The organism is Brevibacillus sp. NPDC003359, from assembly GCF_042878995.1.
In the GTDB taxonomy this organism is placed as follows: Bacteria; Bacillota; Bacilli; order Brevibacillales; family Brevibacillaceae; genus Brevibacillus.
In genome coordinates this window covers 459,579-477,061 of the sequence record NZ_JBIAOR010000001.1, presented here as the reverse complement: position 1 = coordinate 477,061, position 17,483 = coordinate 459,579, and the positions used below count along the sequence as shown (strand labels likewise).

Sequence of the window (17,483 nt, the reverse complement as noted above, 5' to 3'; positions counted from 1 at the left end):
CATAGAAATTGGTTATCTTCTATGTATTCTAGTGCAAGACAGGAGGAAGCGCCAGTGGGAATCTACCCTTTATTCGCTCGAAGCTGTGATAATTTTACACCGCTCGCCTGGTACTTCAAAATTTCCTCCAAAAGCTCTGCAAGGTACGCACCCGCTTCAATCGGTAGCGTACCGCCCTTATGAATATTAGAAATAACCGTACGATCCGATTCTACCGTATTCGCATCCGGTTTGTAAATCATGTAAGCACTGAGACTTTCTGCCGTCGCAAGCCCTGGTCGCTCCCCGATCAACGAAATGACGACCTTGCAATTGACGATGGACGCGACCTGATCCTGAATCCAGACGCGGCCTTTGTGAATGAACACCGGTTTCCCGACACTGATGTTTCGCATGGACAGACCCTGCATCAATGCAGGCAAGAGGTCTGGAATGGTCGCTTCACATGCAGAGGTGCTAAGTCCGTCCGAGATGACGATTTGCACGTCTTTGTTTTTATCCCCATTCTGCTCCAGCCAGCGAGCGGACTCATCCGATAGCATTCGTCCTGAGTCGAGGTTCATTAAATACTCCTCCATGCTCGTCGCTCTTGAATGGAGGACAGGTAGCTGCAGGCTCTCGATCAGCTGCGGACTAATGGTTTTCATGACCGCATCGCGTGCTGCTGCCTGATCAATACGAAATTGGAGGTAGCTTCCCGTCTTCATCCGGGTACCCGCCCGCCCGATTCCGATACGAGCCGGCGTTCGTTTCATCGCTTGCTCCAATGCTTCTGGATTGTTTGGGTTCTTTACCCCGCATTGCTTTTGCTCAGGAAAATCAATCACGCCCTGACCTTTTTTGGACAGCTCATCGATTACGCGCTGGACCAGGTCATCCATATTGATCTGTTTCATCTTGCTTACCTCCCCACTCGTTAGTCAAAAATGGTTAAATCGCCTGCACGTTCTGTCAAACGACCATTTTCCATAATGCCCATTTTTTCCAACCATTTCTCGAATTCTCGGAGAGGTCGCAGTCCCAAGAGCTCGCGGTAGCTGGCGTCATCGTGGTAACTCGTGTCCTGATAACTGAGCATAACATCGTCCCCACCTGGTACGCCCATATAAAAATTCGCTCCTGCCAAGGTCGTCAGCATCCCTGCAATCTCCTGGTCATTTTGATCTGCATACATGTGATTCGTATAGGTCGGAGCGATTCCCATCGGCAAACCATGCAGCTTGCCCATGAACAAATCCTCTAAATCGGCACGAATCATCTGTCTGCCATCATAGAGTGTTTCTGGTCCGATAAAGCCTGAGACGTTATTGACCATGAACGGCTTCCAGTGACGGCAAAGACCGTACGTACGCGCTTCCAGCGTCTGCATATCGACGCCTTCATGGGAATCCAGCGACACTTCGGAGCCTTGTCCTGTCTCAAAATACATGACGTTCGGTCCCGACGCTGTGCCTTTTCGGAGCATCAAATCCATAGCCTCATCCAAAATCTCTTTGTTCACACCAAACGCATCATTCGCTCGCTGTGAGCCCGCCAGACTTTGGAACATGAGGGAAATGGGCGCTCCGCCGCGAAGAGCCTGCATCTGTGTCGTGATGTGGGCCAGTACGCAGTTTTGCGTAGGGATTTCCCACTTTTGCATGAAATCATGTGTCATTTTCAACAGCTTGGTAACGCTTTCAACCGAATCATTATTGGGGTTAATTCCAATGACTGCGTCGCCTGATCCATATGACAAGCCTTCCTTCATTGAAGCCAAAATGCCATCGGGATCATCGATTGGGTGATTCGGCTGGCAACGGAACGCAAGTCTTCCCGGCTCGCCAATCAGTGTGTTGCAATACGCTTGATGCTTCATTTTTTGCGAAGCCATGACCAGGTCGATGCTGGACATCAGCTTGGCAGTAGCGGAAATCATCTCGCTGGTCAGCCCACGGCTAATTCTAGTGAGCTCAGGCATTCCTGTAGAAAACGACAAGATGTACTCCCGCAGCTCCCCTACTGTCCAATTTTTAATCTCCTCGTAAATGGAGAGATTGATATCATCATAAATGATCCGTGTCACTTCGTCTTTTTCGTACGGAATGACTGGATTTTCATATAGATCACGAAGTTGCATTTCGCTTAATACGACTTTGGCCGCCATCCGCTCCAGTGCGGAATTGGCTGCTAGTTTACTCATGTGATCGCCAGACTTTTCTTCACTCGCTTTTGCCAATACATCACGAACAGAAGTAAACTGGTAATGCTGTTTTCGTACAATGCAAGCCAATTTCATCTCTAGCTTCACTCACTTTCTTTTCAACTTTCCTGACCTCTATCTCACGGAACGTAAAAAAGCGCTTCGAAACATAAGACGAAATGCTCGCCTAGGTCCAAGCGCCGTTGCTCTTCCTACGATTCACTTTTTTGCGTTCATTGTTTGCGCGTAAGCACGAACTCTACTGCCGATAGCAGTTCTTCTTCCATGACGGGTTTGACCAGATAGGCACATATCCCTTTCGCTTTGGCTTGCATGACCATGTCCTTTTGACTGTAAGCAGTCAAGAGAAGAATAGCCGCATCCGAATGCTCTCGGATAATCCCAGTCGCTGTCAAACCGTCCATAATTGGCATTTTGACATCCATAATAATGAGATGCGGGTTCCACATTTGCGTCAATCGAACGGCCTCTTTGCCGTTTTTTCCTTCAGCTACGACGTTATATCCCTGCTCTTGCAACATCTCGACCAGGTCCATACGTGTAATGGGGTCGTCGTCTATGATGATGACTCGATAATGTTGACGCAATATTCCACCTCCCGATCACCAGTGAACGGACGTGCCAACTGCTCATCATTTCCATATGCAACCGACGCCGTTGTCGGTTTCTTGCATATTTCTGAATACATTTATTATATCTATATTTTCTGGCTAATTCCAGCTTAAATCCAGTCTATGATTGTCAGAGAGGGTCACTTCTACGATCCATTCATTTCTCTTATAACCGCCCCTCTCACGGTACTCTTCTCGCAGAGGCGTGTCATCGCCTTTTAAAAATCAATGTACGATTTTCGGCTGCAGCCATTTTTGGTGAGCGATAAAATGAAAACATAAAGATGGAGGGGGAAACGAATGATAACGTCCGAGATGAAGTCCGAGTATTATCAGGCGTTACTGGATAAAAATTCAGAATATGAAGGGGTCTTTTTTGTTGGAGTCAAAACAACCGGCGTATTCTGTCGCCCGACATGTCCAGCAAGAAAACCTAAGTTTGTTAATTGTGAGTTTTTTGATCATGCCAAACAAGCACTTCTGGCCTCATTCCGGCCCTGCCAGCGCTGCCGTCCGCTTTCACATCCCAATCATGTTTCAGAGCTTGTGCGTCTGCTAGTAAACGCTGTAGAAGAAAACCCCGAGCAGCGCTGGACGGAAAAAGACTTTCAAAGATTATCCGTGGACGCTGCAACAGCGCGACGCCAATTCAAAAAGCGTTTTGGCATGACGTTCGTCGAATATGCAAGGGCGCGACGTATGGGGATTGCACTGAAAGAAATCAGAGAAGGAAAAGCAATCATCGATGCTCAACTATCCACCGGGTACGAGTCCAGTAGTGGTTTTCGAGACGCATTTTCACGAATTATGGGGGCAGCACCTACTCTTCTTGGAGATCATCATGTCTTAAAGGCATCGTGGCTGGATACGCGACTCGGTCCCATGATAGCGATCGCAGATGAAGAAGCACTATATCTACTTGAATTCATTGATCGCCGCGGCTTGGAGCGAGAAGTTGAACGTCTTAGACAAAGAACGAAGTCAGCGATTATCCCTGGTTCCACAGCACCAATCCGTTCGATTGAACGTGAGTTAGAAGAGTATTTTGACGGAAAGCTAACAGAATTTGCAACGCCTTTGTTTTTGTGCGGATCGCCTTTTCAAAGAATGGTCTGGGAGCATTTACAAACGATCCCCCCCGGTCAAACTTCATCCTATTCCGACGTTGCGGCAGCAATTGGGAGGCCAAGCGCCTTTCGAGCTGTCGCACAGGCAAATGGTGCGAATCAGATAGCGATTGTCATTCCTTGTCACCGTGTCATCAACTCCAATGGTGATTTGGGTGGGTACGGAGGAGGACTTTCACGCAAACGCTGGCTGCTTCATCATGAAAAAGAAATGCCTCGCTCATTTGACTCGGATTCGTGAAACATTCAGCAAATGAATCATGGATGAATAAGCAAAGGAGTGTACAAAATGACACCCGTACAATCGAATAAATGGGCCGTTTTATCTGTGGTCACGCTTGTTTCGTTCATTACCAATTTAGATGCGACGATTGTGGTTATCGGTCTTCCTGCTATCATGGAAGATTTGCGTATTCCGATCAACATCGGGATGTGGACCATTACCGCATTCTACATTATGAGTACACTCTTTTTACTTCCTGCTGGGCGTTGGTCCGATATGCTCGGAACCAAGCGCATTTTTTTATGGGGGCTCGCCTTGTTCACGATTTCCACTGTGCTTTGCGGTCTGGCGAACTCCGGCGCAACACTGATCGGTGCACGGCTTCTTCAGGGGACAGGTGCAGCAATGGCAATGGCCTCAGCAACACCAATCCTCATACGGACATTCCCGCCGAATCAGCTCGGCATCGCTCTCGGGATAAACAACCTATCATGGGTGACTGGATCACTCATCGGTCCTGTGATCGGAGGTGCGCTTATCGGTGATTTTGGATGGCGATCCATCTTTTTCGTGGCCGTTCCCGTTGGAGTCATTGGTTTAATCGCTGGCCTACTCGTTCTCAAACACACGCCCCCCATCGAAAAGGGCAAGACCGACTGGCCAGGTATACTGACCTTTGGACCAGGTTTAGTCGCTTTGCTTATTGCTCTGTCTGAAGGGCATACATGGGGCTGGGCGTCAGGAACTACCCTTGGCCTCTTTGCAACCGCTCTACTTTTTGGGATAGCGTTCGTACTCATTGAGCTACGTGTCCGGCACCCACTATTTCCTCTCAGCCTCTTCACCTATCGAAACTATTCGATAGGTCTAGGCATTACCATGAGTTACTGCATCGGCTATTTTGCCGTCACCATTCTCCTGATGCTATATCTCCAAGGAGCGCATCGCTTAACTCCATTGGAGGCAGGACTACTATTACTCCCATTATCGATCCCCCAACTTTTCACGGCCCCATTTGGCGGGAAACTTGCCGACCGTTTCGGCCCTGTGCGCATGATTCTGTTAGGATCATTCCTGATCGGCTTCGCGCTTCTGCTCCTTGGACAGTTAGGTTCTCAGCTTTCGAACATGGCTGTGATTATTCCGCTTCTGATCATATCCGCTGCCACCGGGCTGTCTTGGCCATCGCTCGCGAAAGCGGTGCTGTCGGCTGCTCCTCAAGAGCGAGCCGGTTCCGCTTCTGGCATGTTCTGGACCGTGTATGAAATGTGTCGGGCAATTAGCCAGGCGCTTACCTTGGTAGTCGTACAACTAAGCGTCAAGTCTGCATCTGTCTTGCCTCTATTCTCTAGAACGGGAGCTGGGGAGCTCGCCCAATCGAAGAGTGCCTTAATTCTTGCCACGAGCAACGGTTTCCGATTCTTCGCCATCTTCTTCGCTATCGCAATCGTTTTAGGATTTTTTCTCATGCGGCCGCAATTGAAGAAAACTCGCTGGAAGGAAGAGCAAATAGCCCAACAGTCCGGATGAGCAGTATTTCTCCTCCAACTGGGGAACTGAGATCACCTCCCCCATCAGTCAAATGGCGGGTGTCGAACCGATACTGGCCACTCCTTCCTCGTAAAAATGCCCTCGCATAGGCAAGGGCATTTTTGTTGTTACTGCGCTTTTTCGATTATTTTTTGACGGAGGTTATCTACGAGCTCGGACATTTTCACTCCGCCCAAAATCTCTTCCATTGCATGCTGTGCACGGGTCAAAATCAACTCCAACACAAACTGTATATTCGCTCCCACTGGACAATCGGGATTCGGTTGCTCATGGATGTGAAAAAGTTGCCCTTCTTCCACGACATCGACTGCACGGTAAATCTCAAGAAGCGTGATTTGATCCAGCTCCTTGGCGAGAGAAGCGCCACCAGCTCCGGCACGTACATTCACGAGCCCAGCCTTCTTCAATAGCCCCAGCACACGTCGGATCACGACCGGATTCGTGTTCACGCTACCTGCGATCCATTCGGAAGTACAATGTGAATTGGAATCAATGGAAAGCAGTGATAAGATGTGAACCGCAATGGAGAACCGGCTGCTGATTTTCATACGTTGTCACCCTTTCGTTGTAATGATTATAGTTACAACCTTTGCGAGAAGTCAAGTTAACCATACCGTCACATTTCGTCCCGTCGAACTTTTATTGATTCTACTATAATGACAGTGTCAAGTTTTCCCGTAATCTGGAAGGAGTGTTGACCAGAATGATACTTCCACAAATTGAAGTTACGCCTGCAACAGCCTTGCTAGATGTTCCCGTCCATATCACACTCAGCGGGTTTGTCCCGAATCAATTAATCACCCTTCATGCTACTCTGAAAAACGGGTTGCAAGGAGGAGATTTGACTGCATCCTCGCATGCCATCTTTCAAGCGGACGAAAATGGCTCCGTCGATTTGGTTTCCCAAGCTCCCTTATTTGGTACTTATGAGGGAATTGACCCTATGGGGCTTTTCTGGTCTATGAATGTCCAGACCATGCGTTTTTATCATCCCTATTCTCTCGACGACTTTCAGTTCACTCCACGCTCCACCGAGATAGAATTAACGGCAGAAGTCTACGATAAACCCGTAGCGAAAGCAGTCGTGAAACGTATTTTTGTCTCCCGCGACGTATCGATACAGAAAGTGCTCGACCATGGTCTGGTCGGCCTGTTTTTTTCAAAACCCCATACAGAGCAAAGACCCGCAATTGTCGTATTAGGTGGGAGCGAAGACGGAATTGGCTCATGCTCCCAATTTGCTGCTTTGTTCGCCTCTCACGGCTATCCGGCGCTAGCACTCGCTTACTTCCAATGCAATGATCTTCCAGACGAGATTCGCCAGATCCCGATCGAATATGTTCAAAGCGCCATTCATTGGCTACAGCAGCAGCCCTCCGTACATCCTGATAAAACCACGTTATTCGGACGTTCAAAAGGAGCAGAATTGGCATTAGTCACCGCATCCATCGATCAACACGTACATGCTGTCATTGCTTCAAGTCCCAGCTCTACTGTTACTATCGGTTCGGATAAGGCATTCACTGGATCAGACACGTTCTCCCCGCAATCCTCTTGGTCGTTTCAAGGAGAGCCTCTTCCATTCGTGCCATGGACAGAGGAACAGACAAAAATCTCACAGGAACGGCTCGAAGCAGGTCAACGCATCGACCACATCCATGCCGAAGCCTGGGCAGCTTGTGAGTGGTTAGAAGATGCCGTAATTCCGGTGAAAAAAATCAATGGACCGATCCTCTTCCTCTCCTCGGATGACGATCACTGGTGGCCAGCAGCAGAGCATTGCGAACAAATGGTGCAACGGCTGAAGGACCATCAGTTTGCTCATTCGGTAATGCATTTGCGTTACGCGGAAACAGGACATGGAATCCGTTTTCCTTACATACCGACTACCCGCACACAGCTCAATGGTGGCACGCCCAAAAACAACGCCTACGCATCCGAGCACTCTTGGCGTGAGGTTCTTCAGTTTTTGGAGCGGACTTTTCCAGGGTAAAAAACAGGGAAAGCCTACTCGTATGACGAAGTAGGCATTACTCTCTATCATTTTAGAAAGGATGTATAGCCCTATGGACTGCCTATTTTGCAAAATCGTAAACGGAGACATTCCGTCTAAAAAAGTGTATGAGGACGAACATGTATTGGCTTTTCACGACATTAATCCTGTTGCTCCTGTACACATCCTGATGATCCCGAAAAAACATATCCAATCCGTTCTGGCAATCGAGCCTGAGGACAAGGAGCTGATCGGCCACCTCCATCTGTCGCTGCAAAAAGTAGCAGAAACAATGGGCGTGAACGAGGACGGATTCCGTATCGTGACCAACATTGGCAAACACGGACAACAAACCGTTTTCCATCTGCACTACCACCTCATCGGAGGCAGACAATTGGAGTGGCAGTTCTAATCACTTGAAGCTACTACTCCCCATGAGAGGCAATGTGGCGGGCGATACCTACACCGTGAAACCTTCCATTTTCAATAAAAATGGCGTTTGCGTGTTGGCCCGCCGCAATGACTCCCGCAATATAGAGACCTGGGATGTTCGTCTCCATCGTCTCTGGATGATGCGCAGGGATTCCCGTTTCCTCGTCAATCATAACCCCTAACGAATGAAGGAATGTACGATCCGGACGGTATCCAATCAAAGAAAACACATGGTCATTGGCAAGCGTAATAATTTCCTCCCCTGTTCTCACCTTGATTGAACGCTCCTCGATGCTCTCGACAGTTGCACCGAACAGCATGTGGATACGTCCCTTTTTGATCAAACTCTCAAAAACAGGCCTTGTCCATGCCTTGACCTTGTCAGACAGCTCCGTTCGGCGGCAAATCACCGTTACTTCTGCTCCTGCCCGCTCCAGCTCCATCGCCGCGTCTACGGCAGAGTTGTTTCCCCCTACTACCGCTACTTTCATCCCTGTATACGGATGTGCTTCCTTGTAGAAGGACGATACCTTCGGCAACTCCTCGCCCGGTACCTGCAGCCTATTCGGATTGTCGAAGTAACCTGTGGCGATCACTAAGTTTTTCGCTTCATACGTATGCGTTTTGGCAAATCGGTCAGTCGTCGTGACCTGGACGCCAGCTGGCGTCTTCTTCGCTTCCGTCACCGTTTCATATACGTTCACGCGCAATTGTTCACGCGTTGCTACCAGTCGGTAGTAATTGAGTGCCTCTTGTCTAGTCGGCTTGTCGTTCGCCGTTGCAAAAGGTACGCCCCCGACCTCCAATAAATCAGGTGTGCTATGAAAAATCATATAGGTCGGATAGCGATAAATCGAGTGGACAAGTGACCCTTTTTCAATAATGATGGGATCAAATCCAGCACGCTTGCAAGCTATTGCCGCTGCCAGTCCACAAGGCCCACCGCCTACAATCAGTACGTCTTCCATTTCTCTCCGCCTCGCTTCATTCTCTCTATTATTATACCTCCATCATATCATATCGTTTATCCATCAAAAGAGTTCGGGTACCCTCCAAGGTTTCTACCAAAATCTGACCAATGAAAGATTGGTTCTCTCTTCTTATACTGGATGTATGATGAAAAAACAAAACATACATATCTGGCTAGTCTCCTTGGCTTTTTTGGTGTACGGTCTCTCTTTTGCAATGGGAGTTCCTTCATCCACAGCATCGACAAAAAATTTAAAAGATATCGCAAACAGCTATGCGAAAGAGCAAATCCGTTCGCTACAGGCGGCAGGTGTCATCGCTGGGGATGAAAACGGGTATTTTCACCCGACTCGCCCGGTGACGCGTGCTGAGTTTGTCGCAATGCTCACACGCACGCTCGGTATTAAACCGGTGGCCAGCAACGTCGCAGCCTATTCGGATGTCCCACAAAACTCTTGGGCATACGGGTACGTACAAGCTGCTGCTGGACTTAACATCGCGAATGGCATCGGGCCAACAACTTTTGCTCCGAAGCGGACGATCTCTCGCGAAGAGGCCGCTGCGTTTCTCGTGCGCGCACTGGAACAGAGCATATCGCCTTCTTACCAGCTTTCCGTGAAGGATGCCAATACGATTTCCAGTTGGGCACGCGCCTCAGTCAGCCACGCCATGCAGAAAAAATGGTTGGTCGGCTATAACGGCTACTTCCGCCCAACTCAAGCACTATCAAGAGAAGAAACAGCTGTTATTTTGTATCGAATTCAGGAGAATATGAAGAAGCAAAACGTTACAGCAAAACCGCTTGTCTCTCTCGGATGGCAATACCAATCCACGACAGAGGAATTCATTGCACAGGTCAAGAAAAGCGGAGTCAACACGCTGTCACCACGTTGGTACTTCCTGCAAAAAGACGGAACCATTAGCGACTCTACGGATGCTACACTCGTCCATTGGGCACAAGCAAATGGCAAGCAGATGTGGCCGCTATTCGGAAATAAATTCGATCCCGATGCTACCCACACCTTGCTGTCTGATCCCACTAAACGAAAAGCAGCTGTGCAAAAGCTTTCTTCGTTCATTGATAAGTACAAGCTAGATGGGATTAACATCGATTTTGAAGGGTTCTCCCCTGCGGATCGCAACAACTTCACCTTGTTCATCCAGGAGCTCGCAACTGCTCTTCACGCAAAAGGTGCTGTACTATCTGTAGATATTCCGCCTGATGGTGATTCAGACTGGAGCGATCCTTTTGACTTTGCTAAATTAGCAAAGTATGCCGATTATTTGGTAGTAATGGCCTATGAGGAGCATTGGGTAGGCGGGTCAAAAGCAGGCTCCGTAGCATCCTTGCCATGGTTTACAAAAGTCATCACCGACCTGCTTGACGAGGTACCGACCCAAAAGCTGATTGTCGGAATGCCTCTTTACACACGCGACTGGTACCAATCGAATGGGACATTGAAATCGACAGATATCAGCATCCCTCAGTCCTACCAGCTTCTCTCTCAATACAGAGCAAAATCAGTGTGGGACGATAAAATTGGACAATACCGTTCGACGTATCAAAAACAAGGCGTCACGCACACAATTTGGCTGGAAGAAAGCCGTTCGATTGGGCTGAAAGCTCAGGCTAGTCTCCAATGGCAAATTGGTGGATTGGCGTACTGGTACGTTGGTTCTGAATCAACTGATATGTGGACAGCCATTGCCAATTCGATAACCCTTAAACATGCACGTGAAAAACTGTAAGAATCATGAAAAGAAGCGCCCTCGTCCGACTACAGCCGTGGCAGAGGCGCTTCTTTTTTGTTTATGCTAGGCAATTCTCAATAAGTCCCGGATGAGCCTGCGCCTCCAGGATGCAAGTTAGCAGTAGTTTATCTCCTCTAAACGATTATTAGTCAATCTTTGGCCGATTATTTGGAGCGGTATAGCTGGCCGCATGCTGCGTTAATGTCCGATCCGAATTGAGTTCGGACCGTGATGCTGATACCCTTTGACTTCAAGATCCGAACAAATGCTTTAATCCGATTCGGATCAGATTGCCCATAGCTGTCTGGCGTAACATCGGTCGAATTGAATGGAATCAGGTTAACGTGGTAGAGATGTTCCCCAGGTCCCCTTCCCCTTAACAACTCAGCAACTGCTTCCGCATGCGCCGTCGAGTCGTTGACTCCTTGAAGAAGAATATACGCAATATACACCTTTCTCCCGGTATGCTGGATATGACGATCCAATGCCTTCAGCACGTCGCGGACTGGGAATCGGTCGTTGATCGGCATCAGCTCGCTTCTCTGATCGTCAAACGGCGAATGCAGCGAGAAGGTTAGATTTACCTGCGGAAACTCCCGTGTCAGCTTGTCGATCCCCGGCAACAGGCCGATGGTGGAAATCGTAATTCGTCGATGTCCTAAACCAAAGAGATGCGGGTCGGTCAAAATCGTCATTGCATCAAAAATATGCGGGTTGGCAAGCGCCTCCCCCATACCCATGAATGAGACGCTGTCCAAGGCGTGGCCGTTCAAGCGAAAGTGTAGCAATTGGTCGGTAATTTCGTCGGCAGTCAGATTTCGTTTCAGGCCGATGGTACCGGTGGCGCAAAACCTACACCCGAATCCGCAGCCGCACTGCGTGGAAATACAATACGATTTCCACCCCCGCTCATAAGTAAGACGTACGGCCTCCACGCGTTCGTCGCCAGCAATGGTAAACAGCACCTTGCTGACCTGTTTCGACGTGAGTTCCTTTACCGGAACGATGCTGCAGACGTTCGGACCAAGTATCTGGGTCAACTCGTCGCGCAAAAATTTGGGCAGTATGGTCATCCGTCCGTATTCACCGACGTTTTGCTTGAAAATCGCGTCCATAATTTGAGCATACCGATACTCGGGCTGCTTGAAGTCGGACAATATTCGCCGAATCGTTTCATATTTCGAGGATAGTCTCATGTCTTCTCCTTACCGCCGGAGAAAACGTAAAAAAGCAACCGTCAGTTGGCACTTTGACACGTCATTAACCAACTATACAGAATAAGCGCATACGTTTACAGACGGATCGCTACGTGCACCTGTCGATAGATTGGTAAACCTCCGGCAACCGATTTGTTTTTTTGTGAACCGCTTCACCTAACAGGAACCGGTTCACACAATCATCTACAACCTCAAGCTCCATCGCTTTCATCCTCCTAGAAATGGTTGATCTCTTTCAGTTCCACAATCTTTGTCGCGATATGCTTGCAAAACTCGCTGTCATGACATCGACAAAATTGAGCGGTTCGTCCCAAACATGCAAATGAACCCGCTCGCAAAGGCTTTTCGCGATCAGCATCTTCTTCTGATCACCGCTAAAAGAAGCCATGTCCTTTTCGAATTGCAAACTCGAAAAATCGAATTTCCTCCATATCGATTTGTACATTCTCAAAGTTGTTGTCATAACTGCCATCATAGGCAAACGTCAGGTTCGTTACCTTGATCAATGACATATCGGTAACCGCCTTTATCAAAATAAAAAAGAGCTACAAGAAAGTTACCTTTCTTGTAGCTCAAAAAAATACGGCAAATCCAGCCCGGTTCAGGGAATGAAAAGGGTATATTTTTTGAGTGAAAAGAATAAGGTAACTTTTTTGCCAATGAAGAAAAAAACAAACTTTGCTTTATTCTTCAAAAAGTGGCAAAAAATATTACATTATCCTCTTCAACTCCAATCGTTAAGTGTCAGCACGATCTTAACATACCCCGCTTATACATTGCAACATCCTAAAATGACAACCAAAAAATCTAACTGCCCATTGATTTCATTAACAATTCAAACACGCAAATAATAAAAACGGCTTATTTGTGCGAAGCATTGCAACCTGGAATGAGAAAAACCTTCCTGATTCTGGAAGACTTTGTTTGTTACAAGGTGTCAGCGATCTTGAACGGTCTCGGTGTTATTTGACCATCCCCAGCTTTCTATTGGTCGCTCCTCATTACCACTGCCTTTAGTCTCTTGAATATTTGGGATGACTTGTCCTTCTTCGTCGTGCTTCGAATGGTTGTCCTGCAATACTTTTGGTAAATCCATGGTTCTCCCCCTCCATTCCTCTTTCCTTCAAGCATGTTTTGTTACTGTGCCCGTACAACGGGAAAGACATTCAAAAGTCTTTCATAGTGCATGTGATTGGATAAACAAAAAAACTACCACCTCTCTCGTATCTCGTACAAGAAGAAATGGCAGTTTTCTTTTTCACTCTTCGTTTATCCGACCTGCTGGAGCAACTTTCCCCGCAGTTTTGCAAGCATGTCCTCGGTCATTTTGTCCAGGTCGTACTCTGCTTTGAAGCCCCACTCTTGCATCGCAGCAGTAGCATCAATGGAGTTCGGCCAGCTGTCGGCAATCGCCTGACGCACAGGGTCGACCTCATAAGAGAGCGTAAACTCAGGAATATGTTTGCGGATCGCTGCCGCTACATCCTCTGGCTCAATGCTCATCGCAGTTACGTTGAACGCATTGCGATGAATGAGCTTGGAGGTGTCTGCTTCCATCAGGGAAACAATCGCGTTCAGCGCATCAGGCATATACATCATATCCATGTACGTGCCTTTGCCAATGTAGGACGTATACGCTCCATGCTGGATCGCCTTGTAGTAGATATCTACTGCGTAGTCCGTCGTACCACCACCTGGAGGCGCTACATACGAAATCAAACCTGGGAAGCGTACGCCGCGCGTATCTACCCCGAACTTTTGATAATAGTAATCACAGAGCAACTCACCGGATACTTTGTTTACACCATACATGGTCGTAGGGCGTTGAATCGTGTCCTGCGGCGTATTGTCCTTCGGTGTCTTCGGACCAAATGCACCAATCGAGCTCGGCGTAAAGAACTGGCAGTTCAACTCACGTGCTGCTTCCAGAGCATTTACCAGACCACCCATGTTCAGGTTCCATGCCAAGAGGGGCTTAGCTTCTGCGGTTGCAGACAACAATGCAGCCAAATGCATGATCGTATCCACGCCATGTTTCTTCGCCAACTCAAACATCCGGTTCCCGTCGGTGACATCAAGAACTTCGAATGGACCCGATTGCACCACAGGATCGTCTTCGTTTTTCCGGATATCTGTGGCGATGACTTGATCCGCTCCGTAAATATCGCGTAATTTCATGATGAGCTCGGAACCAATTTGTCCTAGCGCCCCGGTTACCAGAATTTTTTTCATTTCAGGATCCCCATTTCTTTCCCAACTTTTTCGTAGATGCTAAGGGCACGATCCAGCATTTCTTTGCTATGTGCCGCTGTTGGCATATTCCGTACACGGCCAGTTCCTTTTGGTACAGTCGGGAATACGATCGCTTTTGCGTACACGCCCTCTTCATACAGTCGCTTACTGAACTCTTGGGTCTGCTGTTCGTCTCCGATAATGCAAGGAGTGATAGGCGTTTCGCTCTCCCCGATATGGAAGCCAAGTTCTTTCAAGCCTTTTTTGAGGTAGTGTCCGTTATCCCACAACTTGTCGTGCAGCTCTGTGCTGTTCATCAAAATATCGATAGCCGCAATGGAAGCAGCCACATCCGCTGGAGTCAGTGAAGTCGAGAACAGGAACGGTCTGCTGCGTACTTTGAGCCAGTCGATCAGCTCTTGGCGTCCCGCTACATAACCGCCGACTACCCCGATTGCTTTGGATAGGGTACCGATTTGGAAGTCGATTTTATCAGACAGGCCAAAATGCTTAACTGTTCCTGCCCCTTTACCGAGAACACCAGAGCCGTGGGCATCGTCTACATACGTAATCAAGTCATATTCTTCGGCTACCTCTACGATTTCAGGCAGCTTGGCAACATCGCCATCCATTGAAAATACGCCGTCGGTAATGACCATCAGCTTTTTATATTTGCCGGACTCTTTCGCTTCCTTCGCTTTCGCGCGCAGGTCATCGATATCCGAGTGATTTACACGAATAATTTGTGCACGAGACAGACGACATCCATCAATAATGGAAGCGTGGTTCAACTCATCAGATAGAATCGCATCGTCCTTGTCCATGACAGCAGAAATCGCAGCCATGTTGCAGTTAAAACCAGATTGGTAAGCAATAGCGGCTTCCGTGTGCTTGAAGGCAGCGAGCTTTTCTTCCAGCTTTACATGCAAGTCCAAGGTACCATTAATCGTGCGTACTGCCCCTGCCCCTACGCCATATTTGCTTGCTGCTGCAATTGCAGCGTCCACTAGGCGTTGATCAGTAGCCAAGCCCAGATAGTTATTAGAGGAGAGGTTGATCAGTTCTTTTCCTGCAATCGTAATGACAGGACCGTTCGCGCTTTGCAATGGGTCAATGACGTTGTACAGTCCCTTGCTCTTCAAATCTGCCAAATTTTCATGTAAAAAATGTTCAAGTGTTTTGCTCGCCAACGAGAATCCCTCCATTATTCAGCCATCGATTAGTAAGTTCCACAAAAACAATTGTTCACGCTGTATGGACATATCATTGTGATAAAATTCGCATTAAATCAACTTAATCTACAAACATCTTACCACCATTTACTTAAAACGTCCACATCACAAAGACATATTGTTAACGTTTTCATTTTTTTATTATGGCATTGTCATCTCTCCTACTTTCTCCTTTTGTCGTAATTCTTAGACTCCTACTAAAGAAAAAACCACTCTCCTGCTTCACGTGAGCAGATCGTGGCTTTTTCCTCATTTTTTTGCCTTTTGTGACTTTAAGATACCAGGCTTGGTGTCTATGGTGCGCACAAAGCCGTTCGTTTCAAAGCCGTTCGTTTCAAAGCGATGCGTCATCAAAGACTTTATAGGTCTGCCGTTTTGAAAATGCTCTTCTACCAACAACTGTGCATCTTCTGGCGTCACGTTTTCATACCAGATTCCCTCGGGGTACACGATCATCACGCATGCGTCCTCACAGCGTCCGTTGCAACGCGTGCGGGTTGTATGTACATAGTCATCCAAACCTGCGTTGGTAATCGCTTCGCGTATCGCTACCGTGACCTCTTCGCCACCCTTGCGCATACAGCTTCCACCATTACAGATCAGCACATGATGTCTCGTCTGAGATAAGTCCCATGTTGCCACTACAAATCCACTCCGTCCTTGTCCAACATCCATATACACTCCCCATCATGACGGTTTCTTGTTCAATTTGCAATTCCCAGAACGTTTGGTTTTTGATAGAATATATGTTCGTATACGTTTTACAATAAGATCTTGGTGGTGAAATTCATGTCCGTAACCAAACAGCGCGATGCCTTGCAGCTCTTGCAAATAGTTGGTTCCTACCCATGGTATGTCGAAAAGTTTATTGAGCATAAAAAATCAAAAAAGAATTCACCCTCCACCTTGCTTGGATACCTTCGTGATTTCTCTTTTTTCTTTCGTTGGATGATGACAGAAGGATTGAGTACCGCGACAGATATGAGGGACATTCCGCTAAGCGATTTGAATGACTTGAAGAAGGAAACGGTAGAAAGCTACATCTTATACTTGCAGGAATCGCATCTGTATGAGCGATCCGCTTTGCTCTCGAACCCTACCAAAAGCGCGAAGAAAGAGTACAGCGACCGTACCATCAGCAGAAAAATATCGAGCCTGAAATCGCTTTTTCATTACTTGTCTGCCCTCGCTGAGGACGAGAATGGGGAATCGTATTTGACGCGGAATGTACTCGCCAAAATCGAGCTGGAGGTCACGGAGCTGACTCCCCTCGCACGCGCTCACGCCATTCGGGCAAAAATCCTGATTGACGACGAAATCTATCAATTCGTCGATTTTGTCTACAACGGATATCTAGCCCATTGTGATACGGAAAAAAAGAAGCAGTATCACATGCAAAACCGCGACCGAGATACTGCCTTGATCGCGATGATTCTCTCCGGTGGCTTCCGCGTGTCAGAGATCGTCAGTCTCGATCTATCCGACATTATTATGGAAAAAAACCAGTTGAAATTGATCCGTAAAGGAAAGAAAGAGGACGCGCCCTTCTTCAGTGACTGGGGCAAGGAGTACTTAGCCAGATACTTGCAGCTACGAGATAAATACAATCCCTCACCGCAGGAGGACGCTGTTTTTCTCGCTGTTTCCCCGACTAATCCAAATGGGCATCGCATCGAAGTGCGGTCTGTCCAAAAGCTCGTCAAAAAGTACGCCAAAGCATTCGGCATCCCCGATTTGTCCGTACATAAGCTTCGTCACAGCTTTGCTACGCAGTTTCTCCGCTTGAACCCTGATCCCCATCAACTCCAAGCACAACTGGGGCACTCCAAAATTGAAACGACCATGCAGTATGCCCATGTACTAGAAGATGCTCTGGGCAAGGCTGTGAACCGAACAACGTAAAAATGCCTCAACAAGAACAAGTGACCAATCTGCATACCG

Annotated in this window: 16 protein-coding genes and 1 pseudogene; 6 read left to right on the top strand and 11 right to left on the bottom strand. The window is 47.8% G+C overall.

Translation table 11 applies throughout. The features are described from left to right. Nucleotides 1-62: 62 nt before the first annotated feature. The 3 genes from eutC to ACFYU8_RS02290 all read right to left on the bottom strand — a co-directional run bounded on the left by eutC (nt 63) and on the right by ACFYU8_RS02290 (nt 2,790). Nucleotides 63-896, bottom strand: a complete 834-nt coding sequence (gene eutC / locus ACFYU8_RS02300) for an ethanolamine ammonia-lyase subunit EutC (RefSeq protein ID WP_390296219.1) — start codon at nt 894-896, stop codon at nt 63-65. A 20-nt stretch (nt 897-916) separates the two neighbouring features. Next, entirely contained in the window at nt 917-2,278 is a 1,362-nt protein-coding gene (locus ACFYU8_RS02295) for an ethanolamine ammonia-lyase subunit EutB (RefSeq protein ID WP_390296221.1), read from the bottom strand. Between the two features lie 137 nt (nt 2,279-2,415). After that, nucleotides 2,416-2,790: a response regulator gene (locus ACFYU8_RS02290; protein ID WP_390296223.1), complete on the bottom strand. Its 375-nt coding sequence runs from the start codon at nt 2,788-2,790 to the stop codon at nt 2,416-2,418. A 324-nt stretch (nt 2,791-3,114) separates the two neighbouring features. Here ACFYU8_RS02290 and ACFYU8_RS02285 point away from each other — a divergent pair, with 324 nt between their 5' ends. Both ACFYU8_RS02285 and ACFYU8_RS02280 read left to right on the top strand, forming a co-directional pair. Beyond that, a complete protein-coding gene (locus ACFYU8_RS02285; RefSeq protein WP_390296225.1) occupies nt 3,115-4,182 on the top strand; it encodes a bifunctional transcriptional activator/DNA repair enzyme AdaA in 1,068 nt (355 codons plus the stop codon). A gap of 48 nt (nt 4,183-4,230) precedes the next feature. Beyond that, nucleotides 4,231-5,694 carry an MFS transporter gene (locus ACFYU8_RS02280; protein WP_390296227.1) on the top strand — a complete coding sequence of 488 codons (1,464 nt, stop codon included), beginning with the start codon at nt 4,231-4,233 and terminating at the stop codon, nt 5,692-5,694. 128 nt (nt 5,695-5,822) lie between these two features. On the opposite strand, the gene ACFYU8_RS02275 is transcribed toward ACFYU8_RS02280, so the two are convergent. Further along, nucleotides 5,823-6,263, bottom strand: coding sequence for an Rrf2 family transcriptional regulator (locus tag ACFYU8_RS02275; RefSeq protein ID WP_390296229.1), 441 nt, complete (start codon nt 6,261-6,263; stop codon nt 5,823-5,825). 155 nt (nt 6,264-6,418) lie between these two features. Between ACFYU8_RS02275 and ACFYU8_RS02270 the strand changes: the two genes are divergently transcribed. Together ACFYU8_RS02270 and ACFYU8_RS02265 are read left to right on the top strand one after the other, a co-directional pair. Next, nucleotides 6,419-7,708 (top strand): acyl-CoA thioesterase/bile acid-CoA:amino acid N-acyltransferase family protein, encoded by a 1,290-nt coding sequence (locus ACFYU8_RS02270; protein ID WP_390296231.1) that lies wholly within the window; start codon nt 6,419-6,421, stop codon nt 7,706-7,708. 73 nt (nt 7,709-7,781) lie between these two features. Continuing rightward, nucleotides 7,782-8,120 carry a histidine triad nucleotide-binding protein gene (locus ACFYU8_RS02265; protein ID WP_173628644.1) on the top strand — a complete coding sequence of 113 codons (339 nt, stop codon included), beginning with the start codon at nt 7,782-7,784 and terminating at the stop codon, nt 8,118-8,120. Between the two features lie 13 nt (nt 8,121-8,133). Here ACFYU8_RS02265 and ACFYU8_RS02260 read toward each other — a convergent pair whose 3' ends face one another. After that, nucleotides 8,134-9,108, bottom strand: coding sequence for a YpdA family putative bacillithiol disulfide reductase (locus tag ACFYU8_RS02260; RefSeq protein WP_390296233.1), 975 nt, complete (start codon nt 9,106-9,108; stop codon nt 8,134-8,136). A 145-nt stretch (nt 9,109-9,253) separates the two neighbouring features. Here ACFYU8_RS02260 and ACFYU8_RS02255 point away from each other — a divergent pair, with 145 nt between their 5' ends. Continuing rightward, nucleotides 9,254-10,858, top strand: a complete 1,605-nt coding sequence (locus ACFYU8_RS02255) for a glycosyl hydrolase family 18 protein (protein ID WP_390296235.1) — start codon at nt 9,254-9,256, stop codon at nt 10,856-10,858. A gap of 167 nt (nt 10,859-11,025) precedes the next feature. On the opposite strand, the gene ACFYU8_RS02250 is transcribed toward ACFYU8_RS02255, so the two are convergent. The 6 genes and pseudogenes from ACFYU8_RS02250 to ACFYU8_RS02225 form a co-directional block, all read right to left on the bottom strand. Continuing rightward, nucleotides 11,026-12,057, bottom strand: a complete 1,032-nt coding sequence (locus ACFYU8_RS02250; protein WP_390296237.1) for a Cfr family 23S rRNA (adenine(2503)-C(8))-methyltransferase — start codon at nt 12,055-12,057, stop codon at nt 11,026-11,028. A 236-nt stretch (nt 12,058-12,293) separates the two neighbouring features. After that, nucleotides 12,294-12,523, bottom strand: a pseudogene (locus tag ACFYU8_RS02245) (Lsa family ABC-F type ribosomal protection protein); the annotation flags it as partial. A 492-nt stretch (nt 12,524-13,015) separates the two neighbouring features. Continuing rightward, entirely contained in the window at nt 13,016-13,174 is a 159-nt protein-coding gene (locus ACFYU8_RS02240; protein ID WP_390296239.1) for a hypothetical protein, read from the bottom strand. A 173-nt stretch (nt 13,175-13,347) separates the two neighbouring features. Continuing rightward, complete coding sequence (locus ACFYU8_RS02235) at nt 13,348-14,310, bottom strand: L-threonine 3-dehydrogenase (RefSeq protein ID WP_390296241.1); 963 nt, start codon at nt 14,308-14,310, stop codon at nt 13,348-13,350. Beyond that, nucleotides 14,307-15,500 (bottom strand): glycine C-acetyltransferase, encoded by a 1,194-nt coding sequence (locus tag ACFYU8_RS02230; protein ID WP_390296243.1) that lies wholly within the window; start codon nt 15,498-15,500, stop codon nt 14,307-14,309. Before ACFYU8_RS02230 ends, ACFYU8_RS02235 begins: the two co-directional genes overlap by 4 nt. A gap of 291 nt (nt 15,501-15,791) precedes the next feature. After that, entirely contained in the window at nt 15,792-16,184 is a 393-nt protein-coding gene (locus tag ACFYU8_RS02225) for a (2Fe-2S) ferredoxin domain-containing protein (RefSeq protein ID WP_390297359.1), read from the bottom strand. 147 nt (nt 16,185-16,331) lie between these two features. Between ACFYU8_RS02225 and xerS the strand changes: the two genes are divergently transcribed. Then, nucleotides 16,332-17,444 (top strand): tyrosine recombinase XerS, encoded by a 1,113-nt coding sequence (gene xerS, locus ACFYU8_RS02220; protein ID WP_390296245.1) that lies wholly within the window; start codon nt 16,332-16,334, stop codon nt 17,442-17,444. Nucleotides 17,445-17,483 lie beyond the last annotated feature (39 nt).